This window comes from Serratia sp. CY33802, assembly GCF_052169095.1.
Classification (GTDB): Bacteria; Pseudomonadota; Gammaproteobacteria; order Enterobacterales; family Enterobacteriaceae; genus Serratia; species Serratia bockelmannii.
Window position 1 is genome coordinate 1,240,849 of record NZ_JBJNLL010000001.1, and the last position, 13,325, is coordinate 1,254,173.

11 protein-coding genes are annotated in these 13,325 nt (G+C 59.2%); 9 read left to right on the forward strand and 2 right to left on the reverse strand.

The window, feature by feature from the left end:
- Positions 1 to 58 precede the first annotated feature (58 nt).
- Both ACJ8HA_RS05800 and ACJ8HA_RS05805 read left to right on the forward strand, forming a co-directional pair.
- The gene (locus ACJ8HA_RS05800) at positions 59 to 886 is read left to right on the forward strand and encodes a helix-turn-helix domain-containing protein (protein WP_043137377.1); all 828 of its coding nucleotides are present in this window, start codon (positions 59 to 61) and stop codon (positions 884 to 886) included.
- Between the two features lie 69 nt (positions 887 to 955).
- Positions 956 to 1,852: a LysR family transcriptional regulator gene (locus tag ACJ8HA_RS05805; RefSeq protein ID WP_442515248.1), complete on the forward strand. Its 897-nt coding sequence runs from the start codon at positions 956 to 958 to the stop codon at positions 1,850 to 1,852.
- A 116-nt stretch (positions 1,853 to 1,968) separates the two neighbouring features.
- On the opposite strand, the gene ACJ8HA_RS05810 is transcribed toward ACJ8HA_RS05805, so the two are convergent.
- Positions 1,969 to 2,439, reverse strand: a complete 471-nt coding sequence (locus ACJ8HA_RS05810; protein ID WP_025302823.1) for a DUF2846 domain-containing protein — start codon at positions 2,437 to 2,439, stop codon at positions 1,969 to 1,971.
- Positions 2,440 to 2,853: 414 nt separating this feature from the next.
- On the opposite strand from ACJ8HA_RS05810, the gene ACJ8HA_RS05815 reads away from it, so the two are divergent.
- The 7 genes from ACJ8HA_RS05815 to pqqF all read left to right on the forward strand — a co-directional run bounded on the left by ACJ8HA_RS05815 (position 2,854) and on the right by pqqF (position 9,558).
- Positions 2,854 to 3,903 (forward strand): dipeptidase, encoded by a 1,050-nt coding sequence (locus ACJ8HA_RS05815; protein WP_049207640.1) that lies wholly within the window; start codon positions 2,854 to 2,856, stop codon positions 3,901 to 3,903.
- Positions 3,904 to 4,020: 117 nt separating this feature from the next.
- Entirely contained in the window at positions 4,021 to 4,098 is a 78-nt protein-coding gene (pqqA, locus tag ACJ8HA_RS05820; protein ID WP_004937827.1) for a pyrroloquinoline quinone precursor peptide PqqA, read from the forward strand.
- Positions 4,099 to 4,156: 58 nt separating this feature from the next.
- Positions 4,157 to 5,068 carry a pyrroloquinoline quinone biosynthesis protein PqqB gene (gene pqqB, locus ACJ8HA_RS05825; protein ID WP_442515249.1) on the forward strand — a complete coding sequence of 304 codons (912 nt, stop codon included), beginning with the start codon at positions 4,157 to 4,159 and terminating at the stop codon, positions 5,066 to 5,068.
- A 9-nt stretch (positions 5,069 to 5,077) separates the two neighbouring features.
- Positions 5,078 to 5,833, forward strand: coding sequence for a pyrroloquinoline-quinone synthase PqqC (gene pqqC, locus ACJ8HA_RS05830; RefSeq protein WP_025302820.1), 756 nt, complete (start codon positions 5,078 to 5,080; stop codon positions 5,831 to 5,833).
- A complete protein-coding gene (gene pqqD, locus ACJ8HA_RS05835) occupies positions 5,833 to 6,111 on the forward strand; it encodes a pyrroloquinoline quinone biosynthesis peptide chaperone PqqD (protein WP_016927749.1) in 279 nt (92 codons plus the stop codon). The genes pqqC and pqqD overlap by 1 nt, the downstream gene beginning before the upstream one ends.
- The gene (pqqE, locus tag ACJ8HA_RS05840; RefSeq protein WP_164063177.1) at positions 6,104 to 7,240 is read left to right on the forward strand and encodes a pyrroloquinoline quinone biosynthesis protein PqqE; all 1,137 of its coding nucleotides are present in this window, start codon (positions 6,104 to 6,106) and stop codon (positions 7,238 to 7,240) included. Before pqqD ends, pqqE begins: the two co-directional genes overlap by 8 nt.
- A 2-nt stretch (positions 7,241 to 7,242) precedes the next feature.
- Positions 7,243 to 9,558 carry a pyrroloquinoline quinone biosynthesis protein PqqF gene (gene pqqF, locus ACJ8HA_RS05845; RefSeq protein WP_414483249.1) on the forward strand — a complete coding sequence of 772 codons (2,316 nt, stop codon included), beginning with the start codon at positions 7,243 to 7,245 and terminating at the stop codon, positions 9,556 to 9,558.
- Between the two features lie 140 nt (positions 9,559 to 9,698).
- Here pqqF and ACJ8HA_RS05850 read toward each other — a convergent pair whose 3' ends face one another.
- A complete protein-coding gene (locus ACJ8HA_RS05850) occupies positions 9,699 to 12,734 on the reverse strand; it encodes an autotransporter domain-containing protein (protein WP_164063173.1) in 3,036 nt (1,011 codons plus the stop codon).
- Positions 12,735 to 13,325: the final 591 nt, after the last annotated feature.

The following is a 13,325-nucleotide window of genomic DNA, read 5'->3' on the forward strand; positions in this document are numbered from 1 at the left end:
CATAGAATAGAAATGCCGATTATCAGACAACTTATTGTTATAATAGGAAGGCGCAGCCATGAACGGACAGGAAGGCGTCATGAAACCGTCAGAATTGACCGGGGAAATCCCAATATCGATTTGGTTCAGAAATAAATCCTGGCCGGCAGGAACGCAATTCCCTTTACAGGCGTTGCCATGGGGCAAACTGATGTATTCCATGAAAGGGTTGGCGGAAATAAATATTGAGAACAATATTTATTTATCCACACCGGAATATGCCATTTGGCTCCCCGTTAATACCGAACATGAATCCGTAGCAAAGAGTGCAATTGACTATGTCATTCTTCATGTCAGCCCCTCGCTATGCCAATCCTTACCGAGCAGACCGCAAACCCTGCGGCTGAATAAGATCGTCAAAGCGGTGCTGGCCGATTTTTCAGAAAGGCTTATTGGCTATCCGCACACGCCTCAGGACCAGACGCTGGTTACCGCGTTGCTTGAGCAGCTGGCGCTGTCGGAGCGTTTTGACAGCTACCTGCCGCTCGGCAGCGATGACGTTGTCAAGATCATGACCGAAAAGATGAGCGCCGCGCCGCACGATCTCAACACCCTGACACAATGGTCGGGCATGCTGGGCTTGAGTGAGCGTACGCTGTCGCGGCGATTTCTCGCCGCTACCGGCATCTCTTTCAATGAATGGAAGCTGAGAAGCAAAACCCTCATGGCGATGACGCTGTTACAGGAAGGGAAAGCCGTCAAATATGTCGCCTCTACCCTGGGATATAACGATCCGTCCGCGTTTATCGCCATGTTCAGACGGCAAACGGGCCAGTCCCCCTCCGGTTTTTTAGCGGTAAGTCATGGCACAGCGAAAACAGGCTCAGGCATAATGCATGGCGACTGATGCAGCATTCGCACGCACAAACTGCATCGAACGCCTTTCCCCCTATTCAGCATGACAGGATGCGCACGCATGACCGACCCTGATTTCAACCTGCTGATCGCACTCGACGCGCTGCTGACGGCGGGCAGCGTTGCCGGCGCGGCGCGGCGTCTCGGTTTAAGCGCCTCGGCGATGAGCCGCACCCTCAGCCGGCTGCGCACGGCCACCGGTGATCCTCTGTTGGTGCGCGCCGGCCGTCATATGGTGCTGACGCCTTATGCCGAAACGCTGCGCGAACGGGCGCGAAACGCGGCATTCGAAGCCCGCGCTGTGTTGCGTCCGGCGCAGGGAGCATTGGATCCCGCCGCGCTGGATCGTACCTTCACGCTGCGCGCCAATGACGGCTTCGTCGAGGCCTTCGGCCCGGCGCTGATCGCCGCCGCCGCCGAACAGGCGCCGCGGGTGCGGTTGCGCTTTGCGCCCAAGCCGGAGAAAAGCGACCGCACCCTGCGTGAAGGTCTGGTCGATCTGGAGATCGGCGTGTTGGGTGACATGGGCCCGGAAATCCGCCTGCAGGCGCTGTTCCGCGATCGCTTCGTTGGCGTGATGAGAACCGCACATCCGCTGGCGCAACAGCCAGAGATTGGCGTCGCCGACTACGCCGCTTGCGGCCACGTGGTGGCCTCGCGCAGCGGGCGCATTCTCGGGCCGGTAGACGCTGCGCTGGCGGAGCTGGGGCTGGCACGCCATATCGCCGCCGTGGTGCCAAGCTTTCCCGCCGCGCTGGCGGTGGCGCAAGCCTCAAACCTGTTGGCGTTGCTGCCCACCTCTTTCCTGCAGGCTCAACCTGCCGATGGCCCGCTGCGCGTCTTCGAGCTGCCGGTGAAAACGCCGCCCATTACCGTCTCGCAAATGTGGCACCCGCGCCTGGACGCCGAGGCGGATCACCGCTGGCTGCGGCAGTTGGTGTTGTCGGTTTGTCATTAAAGAAAAACGGAGTGACATCGTCACTCCATTCATAGCCGTAGGGTAAACAGCGAAGGTTTAAACAGATAATGGGGATTTCAGGAGGAATATCCCTGAAATCCCACGGGCAAGGAGCATTAGCTATCGCAACGGCCGCCCTTGGCAAGCTTTACCGCAGCTTTAGAAATAACACGTTTGCCTTCATCCTCTGTCGATTGACTCAGACCGGCACCGCCGACGAATACACCCATCTTAATATATTGTCTTACGAAGTAATTTTTCCCCGCTTCGGTATAAATGGAAAGATCGTTAGGAGAAAATTCAGATTCGGTAGAGATTTTATGCTGTTGTCCGCCGTCAACCTGGGTATAGAAAAACGTTTTATCCGCGGTCTCACCCACGCATTTGCCGTCAAGATAAACATCTTTCTTCAACGCCTTGCCGACAAAACTGTCACGATAAATATAGAGGCCCGCTTTGTTTTCATCCAACGCAGGGAAGCTTTTGGCATGCGCTGATTCTTGATCTGTTGCGAGAGGGATGCTTGCACACCCGCTTAATAATAATGCGCTCGCCAGTGAGGCGGAGAGGAGTAGTCTTTTGGTCATGATCAATCCTTCGGTATAAAAATGTAGCAAGGAACAACGCTTAATTCACTGTGAACATTTAATTATCACATTAAATATAACCAACAGTTATTATATTGATAGTGGTGAAATTCATTTTCAAACAGTGAGTTAGGGGGGGGGGCGTGCCCAACACACAAGCGATAACGATATTGCCACAAATAAAATTTGATTCAAGAAATCAATGTCTAAAATATTACAGAACCATCAATTTTATTGGCATAATCAACGCTGATCCACACGTTTAAATTACCTTGACCGCTGGCTGAAAATAATTTCGGTCAGGTTAATCTCCGTATGTTCACTGCATTCGAATCTCCCCATCGAGCGAGGGTTGTTCCCCCTCGCTCGATGGGAGAACATAGCGTTCACGATGCCTGACTCAGTGAAACGCCCATGACGCTTCCCCCTCTCTGGCCGGTCTTCGACGGCCATAACGACCTGCTGCTCAATCTGTGGCTGCAGCATGACGACGATCCGGTCGCCGCCTTTTATTCCCGCGTCACGCCGGGCCACCTCGATTTCTCCCGCATGCGGCGCGGCGGATTTTTCGGCGGGCTGTTCGCGGTATTTATTCCTCCGGTCAGCTATATCGCCCAGATGCGTAATCAAACGCAGGACGAGGCGCAGGCCGCCTTCGATCCGCTGGCGATCGCCGAACGGCAGATCGCCATCCTGCAGCAGCTGGAGCAGGCTTCTCAGGGGCAGCTGCGCATCTGTCGCACCGCCACCGAAATAGAACAGTGCCGCCTCAACCGGCAAATCGCCGCGGTGCTGCATATCGAAGGCGCCGGCATGATCGATGCAGAACTGACGCAGTTGGAGGCCTTCTACCGGCTGGGCGTGCGCAGCATCGGGCCATTCTGGAATCTGCCAAACGCCTTTGGTACCGGCGTCAGCGGGTCGTTCCCCGGCTCACCCGATACCGGCCCCGGCCTGACGCCGGCCGGCGAGGCGCTGATCCGTGCCTGCAATCAGCGCCGCATCATGATAGACGTCTCGCACATGAACGAGAAAGCCTTCTGGCAAACCGCCGCGTTGAGCACCGCACCGCTGGTCGCTACCCACTCCAATGCCCATGCCCTCTGCCCGCAGCCACGCAACCTGACCGACGCGCAGCTGGACGCCATCGCCCAGAGCGGCGGGATGGTCGGCGTCAATTTCGGCACCGCCTTCCTGCGGGCGGACGGTAAACGTGACAGTGCAACGACCGGCTTAACAGAAATTGTTAAACACGTTGAGTATTTGATCGCTAAACTTGGTGAAGATCGCGTGGGGTTTGGCTCTGATTTTGACGGGGTCAACGTACCGCAACCGTTGGAGGACGCCGCAGGCCTGCCGCGCCTGACGCAAGCGCTGGCGCAGGCCGGGTTCGATAACCGGCTGCTGGAGAAGCTGACCTGGCGCAACTGGCTGAACGTGCTCGCCGCCACCTGGGGTGAATAACCCGGTTACGCTTTAAAGGTTGCGATCTCCGTCACATTTCGCCAACATTGGGCCGGCCGAATGCGAACGTTTCTCATTGGGTTCGACATATTACGATGCATGCTAAGGAGCACCGCTATGACTACCTGGACTAAACCTGAGTTTGTTGACCTGCGTCTGGGGCTGGAAGTAACGCTGTACATTTCCAACCGTTAATCGCCCGTCTGCCCGCCCTTCGCGCGGGCATTTCTTTCCCTCTCTTTCTGGTTTAGACATGCAGATAAAAGTTCTCGGCTCGGCGGCGGGCGGCGGCTTTCCCCAGTGGAATTGCAACTGCGACAACTGTCGGGGCGTTCGCGACCACAGCATCAGCGCCACGCGCCGCACGCAGTCTTCCATCGCTATCAGCGACGACGGTAAAAACTGGGTTCTGTGCAACGTTTCCCCGGACATTTGCCATCAACTGTTGGCCTCGCCCGAATTGAATAACCCCGAGGTGCTGCGTGGCACCGGCATCGGCGCGATCGTGCTGACCGACAGCCAGATCGATCACAGCGCGGGCTTGCTCAATTTGCGTGAGGGCTGTCCGCACCAGGTCTGGTGCACGCCTGAAGTACATGACGATCTCAGCACTGGCTTCCCGGTGTTTCCCATGCTATCCCACTGGAACGGCGGGCTGATTCACCACCCGGTGACGCCCGGCGAGCCGTTCCACACGGCGGTCTGCCCGACCGTGCGCTTTACCGCCATTCCGCTGCTCAGCAACGCGCCGCCCTATTCGCCGTACCGCGATCGTCCGTTGCCGGGCCACAACGTGGCGCTGTTTATCGAAGATACCGCACGCGGGGTCGGGCTGCTGTACGCACCGGGCCTGGGTGAGCCGGACGAGGCGCTGATGCCGTGGCTGCACCGCGCGGACTGCCTGCTGATCGACGGCACGCTGTGGCGCGACAACGAGCTGGCCAACGCCGGCGTGGGCCGCAATACCGGCAAGGACATGGGGCATCTGGCGCTGGCGGAAGAACACGGGCTGGCGGCCCTGCTCGCCACCTTGCCCGCCAGGCGCAAAATCCTGATCCACATTAACAATACCAACCCTATCCTCAATGAAAACTCGGCAGAGCGGCAAAGCCTGACCGCCGCCGGCATTGAAGTGAGCTGGGACGGCATGAATATCGAACTGTAGGGAACCGCCATGACGCAACCACTCCCCCTTGACCCACAGGCGTTTGAAGCGGCGCTGCGCGCCAAAGGCGCTTATTACCATATCCACCACCCGTACCACATCGCGATGCACAACGGCGAAGCGACCCGCGAGCAGATCCAGGGCTGGGTGGCCAACCGGTTCTACTACCAGACCAGCATTCCGATTAAGGATGCAGCGATCATGGCCAACTGCCCACAACCGGAAACACGCCGCAAATGGGTACAGCGCATCCTGGATCACGACGGCTACGGCGGCAGCGAAGGCGGCATCGAGGCCTGGCTGCGCCTGGGCGAAGCCGTTGGGCTGCAGCGCGACACTTTGCTCTCTGAAGAGCGGGTACTGCCGGGCGTGCGCTTCGCGGTGGACGCCTACGTCAACTTCGCGCGCCGCGCCTGCTGGCAGGAAGCAGCCTGCAGCTCACTGACCGAACTGTTCGCGCCGCAAATCCACCAATCGCGCCTCGACAGCTGGCCGCAGCACTACCCGTGGATCGACGCCGCCGGCTACGACTATTTCCGCAGCCGCCTCGGCCAGGCCAACCGCGATGTGGAACACGGCCTGGCGCTGGCGCTTGACTATTGCGACACCGTTGAAAAGCAGCAGCGCATGCTGGAGATCCTGCAGTTCAAGCTGGACATTCTGTGGAGCATGCTGGACGCCATGAGCATGGCCTACACCCTGAACCGCCCGCCTTACCACAGCGTGACCGCCGCGCGGGTATGGCACAACCAGAGGCTGGTGTAATGACGCTGAACCCTGAACACACCCCCGTCTTCCGCCGCGGTTACCGCCTGCAATGGGAGCAGGTGCAAAACAGCCATGTGATCCTCTACCCGGAAGGCATGGCCAAGCTGAACGACAGCGCCGCCGCCATTTTGCAACTGGTCGACGGCCACACTACGCTGAACGGCATCATCGCCCAGTTGAACGCCCGCTTCCCCGGCGCCGAAGGGTTAGCGGACGACGTGCTGGAATTTTTCCAGCGCGCCTACGAACAAAAATGGGTGACCTTCCGTGACTGAACCACGTGCGCCGGCGGTGAATCCGCCGCTCTGGCTGCTGGCGGAGCTGACCTACCGCTGCCCGCTGCAGTGCCCCTATTGCTCTAACCCGCTCGATTTTGCCACGCAGGAAAAAGAGCTGACCACCGCGCAGTGGATCGAGGTGTTTCGCCAAGCGCGGGCGATGGGCAGCGTGCAGCTCGGCTTCTCCGGCGGCGAGCCGCTGGTGCGTAAAGACCTGCCCGAGCTGATCGCCGCCGCCCGCGATCTCGGGTTTTACACCAACCTGATCACCTCCGGCATCGGCCTGACCGAGAAAAAGCTGCAGACCTTCGCCGACGCCGGGCTGGATCACATTCAGATCAGTTTTCAGGCCAGCGATGAAACGTTGAACGCCGCGCTGGCGGGCTCCGCCAAAGCATTTCAGCAGAAGTTGTCCATGGCCAAGGCGGTCAAGGCGCTCGGCTATCCGATGGTGCTCAACTTCGTGCTGCATCGCCATAATATCGGCCAGATCGACCGCATTATCGAACTGGCTATCCAGCTGGACGCCGACGACGTCGAGCTGGCGACCTGCCAGTTCTACGGCTGGGCGCACCTGAACCGTGAAGGTCTGCTGCCGACCCGCGAACAGATCGCCGATGCGGAAACCGTGGTGAAACGCTACCGCGAATGCATGGCCGCCGACGGCAAGCTGGCCAACCTGCTGTTCGTCACGCCGGACTACTACGAGGAGCGCCCCAAAGGCTGCATGGGTGGCTGGGGCGCCATCTTCATGAGCGTGACGCCGGAAGGCATGGCGTTACCCTGTCACAGCGCCCGTCAGTTACCGATCGCCTTCCCGTCGGTGCTGGAGCACGATCTGCAGCATATCTGGTACCACTCGTTCGGTTTTAACCGCTATCGCGGCTATGACTGGATGCCGGAGCCCTGCCGTTCCTGCTCGGAGAAAGAGCAAGACTACGGCGGCTGCCGCTGTCAGGCGTTCATGCTAACCGGCAACGCCGACAACGCCGACCCGGTCTGCGGCAAATCGCCGCACCACGGCACCATTCTGGCGGCGCGGGAAGCGGCGAACCGTTCGCAGATCGGTATCGATCAGCTGCGTTTTCGCAATCAGACCAACTCCCGACTGATCTTCAAGGGTTGACGATGGCACTCGCCGGCGCCTCTTGGCAGCTCGATAACGGTTTGGCCGTCAAGGCGATAAGTGACCCTGCTGCCGACTGCGCCGCCGCGCTGGTGCGCATTGAGGCGGGCAGTTTTCAGGCGCCCGTCGCCTGGCCGGGCCTGGCGCACCTGCTGGAGCATATGTTGTTTCGCGGCAGCGCGAACTTCAGCGCGCAAGAGGGCCTGATGAGCTGGGTACCGTCGGTCACTGGCCGACTGAACGCCACCACCCAGGCTACGCAAACCGCGTTTTTCTTCGAGGTGGGCACCGAACATTTGGCGCAGGGGTTGGCGCGGCTAAGCGATATGCTCGCCGCCCCACAGCTGGCGACCGAGGCGATTGAGCAGGAGATCGAGGTCATCGACGCCGAATACCGCCTGCTGCGCGCCGAGGTAGAAACCCGCTGCGAAGCGGCGCAGCGGCAGATGTTCGGCGGCCTTGGTGCAATGCATCGCTTTCATATCGGCAGCCGCGCCGCTTTCGGCAACGACATTTCCGCGTTGCAGCAGGCGCTGCGGCAGTTTCACCAGTGCTATTTTCGCGCGCCAAACATGACGCTGTGGCTGCAAGGCCCGCAATCGCTGGCGCAGCTGCATGCGCTGGCACAGCGCTACGGCAGCCGCTTGCCATCGGGCAGCGCCATACCGCACGAAGCCTCACCGTCGCTGACCGCTGCGAAAGATTACACCCTGTCTCTTCCCGGCACGCCGCAGCTGAGGCTGGTGTTTGCCCTGTCGCGTTCCCATTCACGCGGTTGGCTGCGGCGGCTGGAGCGCCTGCTGTTGGACGAAGCCCCCGGCGGGCTGCTGGCGCGGCTGCGCGCTCAGGCGTGGTGTGACGCCGTTCGGCTGGATTATTCGCGCTGCAGTGAGAACAACGCCCTGCTGAGTTTTATCTTTACCGTTAATCACGGTTCAGCCGCTGAAGCTGCCCACATCGAAAGCGCCCTGCTGGCGTGGCTACAGGCGCTGCAGGTGCTGACACCGGCTCAGCTTGCGCATTACGAGCGGCTGGCAAATCGCGATTTCCACCGTTTGGCGCCGCTCGATCAGCTGCGGGCCAGAGCGCTTGGGCTACCGCCGGTGGAGTCGAACGACGATTGGCCGCGGCATATTGCGGCGCTGATTAGCGCGCCGCGCCGTCGCCTGGCCGTGCGGTCTGATGGCCACGGCGAAACCCGTGAAATTCAAGGGCTGCCTCTGGCGCTTGGCCCCTTCGTCGGCGCCGCGCTGACGTCTGCCGCGGAACCATTCCGCTTTTTCGCCACCTCGGCGGCGCTGCCGAGCCCGAGATTGCCTTCCGGCCTGGCGCCGCTGCGGCATCTGCTCCCCGGCGAAGCGCAGCCTGTGCTGCTGCTGCGGCCGACGCCGTCGAGCCGCTTCAGCGATGGACAGGCCTACGGCTTACAGGCGGCGCTGCGCACCGGGGCGGCAGAACTGACGCATCGGGAGGGACATTTGAGCTTCGAGCGCCATCAGGGCGTGTGGCTGCTGCAACTGGCGGGCAGCCACGCGCTGATCTGCCACGGGCTGAGTGAGGTGAACCGAGCGCTGGCGGTGTTGCCGCCGACCGTTCTCAGCGAAGCGGCGAGAAACCTGCGCCATACGCAGCTGAAAGAACAAAGCGATATCGCCATTCGCCGCCTGTTAGCTCAATTGCCGGCGGCGCTCAGTGCGCCAACCGAAGCAGCACAATGGCATGCCACCTTGATCGGCGGCGATGACGAGTTAAAACGGCAGCTGTCGCACCTGCTGTACGACTTCCCCTATTTCGTGGCCGCGGAGCCGCCGCTGCCGACACATCAACATCATTGCCCCATCACGCTGACGGAAAGCGGCGCCGAAAGTGCCTTACTGCAGTTTTACCCGCTGCAAAACGATGAAGCCGAAGGCCGTTGGGCGCTGCGGGTGCTGGCCCAGCTTTACGCGCCGCGCTATTTTCAGCGGCTGCGCGTGGAACGCAACGTGGGTTACGTGGTGCAATGCGCCTTCCACCGCTGCGCCGATGCCGAAGGCCTGCTGTTCGCGCTGCAATCCCCGACGTTCACCGTTGAACAGCTGAGGCAGTTAACCGACGAATTCTTATTGCAGATGCGTCATGAGTTGCCGCACGTTAGCGCGGGTGAACTGGCGCAAATACAACAGGCGACGCAACAAAACTTGCAGCGCCTCAGCACCGAATCGTTGCAGCGCGCCCGAGAAATTGCCTTGGAAGATCGCGCGGCCATGGCTGCCGCGGCGCCAGTCACGCTGACCCAACTGTTGCACTGGCAGCAGCGTTTGCTTTCCTCTGATTGATTAACCCGACGGGGAACACCGGCCAGGGGGAATAGGACGCGGAGAAAGTATCACCTCATGCCAAAGAAGGCCGGCTGGCCGCGAAAAAAACCCCCATCGTCACGATGAGGGCTGAATAAAGCGAAGCACGCTAACCGCGATCAGAAGCGCCAGGTCAGACCGGCGTTGACGCTGTTATCCTGGTGGTTGGACGACAGCTGCCCGCCGTAGCCAAGGGACAGGACGGCGTTTTTGTTAATCGACACATCGACGCCCGCTTTCAGAATCGCCCCATCGCGGGAAACCGGCACGCTGTTTACGTCGAACGCCGCATCGGTACGTTTGAACATCAGCTGCGTTTTGCGCTCCAGCTTGCCGTATTGATGCTGCCAACCCAGCTCGCCGCGCAGCGCGATCGCCACACTGTCGGTTTGCCACTCGGTGTCGGCGCGGAGACCCAGCGTCGAGGCGGTGGCGGACTGACTTTGTTTGTCGCCGCGCAGTGCCGCTGCCCCGCCTTGCTCGTTGATCTCCTCGTTACGGTAATGGGTATACGCCAGGTTGGCGAACGGCTCAAGGTTGACCGCATCGCTCGACCAATCGTAGCCGCTTTCGATGAACAGCTGACCGGTACGCGCGTTATACTTGGCCTTCTCGCGATCCGACTGCGCGCCGTAGTTCACCGAGCGCGAGGTGTCGATGCGATGCCAGGTATAGGTGCCGCCTGCTCGCAGGGCCAACGCACCGAAGCGTTTGTCGCCGTACAGCCCCAGATGGTAGTTGTCGCTGTGGGCATCTGACTGATAACCGCCATCCAGCGAAGTGCGGGTATACCCGGTCATCACCCCAAGCCGGCCGTCGTCAAACAGTTCGCTGTCCAGACCTAACAGTACGCCATAGGTAGAGGTCTGGTAGCCGGTGGCGTTGTCGTTGCCGGAAGCATGCCCCCAGTTGCCCAGCAGTTTCGCCCAGGCCCCATTATCATCCGCCTTGATATCGGAAGCGATACGGCGGCCTTCCGCCTGGCGCAAGCGCTCGGTGGCGGCATCGCGCAGGTAACGGCTTTCGTTAATCTGGGCGGAAGCCATATCCGCGTGGATCTGGCCGGACAGTTGACGGGTCGCCTGTTGCAGCTCTCTGGCCGACGTGAAGCCGAGGAAGCTTTCATACACCGGATGGCCGGTTACGACGCCCGCATCTTCGGTAGCGGCTTGCGCTTTGCCTTCATCACCTTGCAGTGCGCTTAGCGCCTCAGCGGTAGGGGCCGCCACGCTGCGCTTCACCGTTTCCGTGACTGGTTCCGTCGCGTTGAGCGTCTCCACCGCACGAGCTACCGCTTTCTCGTTCTCAGTGCTGGCCAGGCTGTCAAAGCTGGCGTCGGTGCGCGTGATGCCAAGGCCGACGTCATTGCCCTGATAATCCAGCGCGACTTTAACAAACGGATACGATGGGTTGGCGTTTTCGAACCGGCCGTTGACGCCGTCCGTCGTGGTCAGGATGGTGTACTTGTTGCCCAGCAGACTCTGCGCCTCATTCTGCGACAGCAGGTTTTGGCTGCGCTCCAGGCTGACATTCACACTGCCGCCGTTGAGGAAAGCGCGCCGCGCGGCGATCTTATCGCTGCGGCCATTGTCCGCCACTTCCACGTTATACTGCGAACCGCGATCAAAAATGGCGTCGTGCAACACATGCAGCGTGCCGATGCCGTTACCCGGCGCGACGCTGCCGCCCCGAACCGCTCTGAAGGCGCCTACGGTACCCTCACCGGACAACGTGCCGCTATTTTCGATATAGACGTTGGAGGCCACCGAACCGTTGATCGCCAACACGCCCTGTTTCACCCAGGTATCACCGCGATAGGTGTTATTACCCAACAACGCCAGCGTACCGGCGCCCGTTTTGGTCAAGCCGCCGTGACCGCTGATGTCGTTACTCCACGAATCGAAGTCGCATTCGCTCGACGTGCAGCGCCGCTCAACAGAGGTACCGGGTTCGACGATATTTCCCAGGCCGGGGATATTCACCACGAACTGTTTTTCACTGTAGGAGCCCGGTACATAATATTCCTGCGGGATATCCTCTTGGGTAATAAACATTTTCGGACCGTTGATCGCATCGCGTAAATTGACACGTCCCCAGCCGAACAGATTATCAATACCGGCAACACCCAAATCGGTGGCGGTGGTTTTAATTACCGCGGATATTTGATCGGCGCTCATATAAGGGAAACGTTGCATCAATACGGCGGCAACGCCGGTAACGTGCGGCGCCGCCATTGAGGTGCCGGATTTATTGCCGTAGCCGGGATTAACCGACAACTCGCCCTTATTATAAGCTTCGCGATTCACGGTGCCACCGGTATTGGATTCCAGCCGGCCAACGGTGCTGTAAATATCAGAACCCGGCGCGGAAACGCAGTAGCTGGCCGTTTGTCCGCAGCTGGTCGAGGAAACGCTTAACTGATTTTCGTCACTCAGGTTGGTCACAATCAGGTAATTATTCAGTACGTCCGGGAAAGCGTAAGGCAGTGACTTTTGCGCTTCCGGGATATTGTAGTTGTTGTAATTTCCTGCCGAGAAGACGATCAGCTTGCCATGCCTGGCCGCCCGCAGCAGCGTCGACATGGCGCTGTGCCCGCCGGTGGGCACCGGTTGTTCGCTGCCCCATTCCACGCTGGATTTGCTGCGCATCATCTCGGCGATCACTTCGCTTTTTACAAATGCCACGTAGTCCGGCCTGCCGTTCGGCAACCAGATGATATCGCCTTTGGCGTCTCGCCGTATATCTGGCGCGATCCCCCAGCTGTTATTGATGACGCGGGCTGCGCTCTGAATCAGCTCTTCACGGCCGTTGCGATTACCGTAATCATTCAATTTGGTGCCGATAATATCCGCGTCGAAAGCAACGCCGTGCATACCTGCGCCATCTCTTTTAGCCGCCGCGATACCGGCTACGTGCGTGCCGTGATCGCCGAAAGACATATTATCTTGTTTATCATACGAGAAATTATAACTGCCGTTGTCCAGGCGCGTCAGTTTACCGGCGAATTCAGAATGGGAAAGAATGGCGTTATCGATAATGCCGATGGTTATACCTTTACCGGTATAGCCTCTGGCATAGGCGAATTCGGCGGAAATAGCCTTAAGCCCCCATTGGCGATTAAACTCCGCGGTTTTCCAACTGTCAGGCACGCCCAATCGACCGGGATCCTGATAAGCGGCAAGAGAAGAATGAATGGATAAGCCATAACAACCCAGAAAAACGCAATACGCTAACTTCAATCTTTTATTAAGTATCATTTTACGCTCCATGTTTATTTATACCCAGAAGAAAACTTACGTTTTAACCGCGCTGAAACCTCCTATGATCGTGAAACGACGGATAACACATGCGGGCCCGACGCGGGCCGCGCGAACAGACAGGCTGAGAGATGCAAATGGGCGCAGACAGACAAAGAGATGCCATCGCGCCGGGCGCCTATGGCGCAGACGTTTGGAGAGGAGGCGAATGTACGCTTGCCGGCGCCGTTGCGCCGAAATGCCCCGACCATCGGGTGCGGGCGTAAGGATCAGGCTGTGGGTGCATTTCGCCTCACCATCCAGTTTTGCTAATGATTATCATTCGCGAGGCTATCTTATACGTAAGTAAAGTGTCAACAGATGAAACAAAACATTTCTTGATTTGCATCATAACTTTTCTCTAAACGCCGGGCGACGGTGCTGCGACAACCGCTGAAGAGTGCATAAAATGGCGGTTATTGCCGCCATAAGTGAGATTTTCGTCAGTGA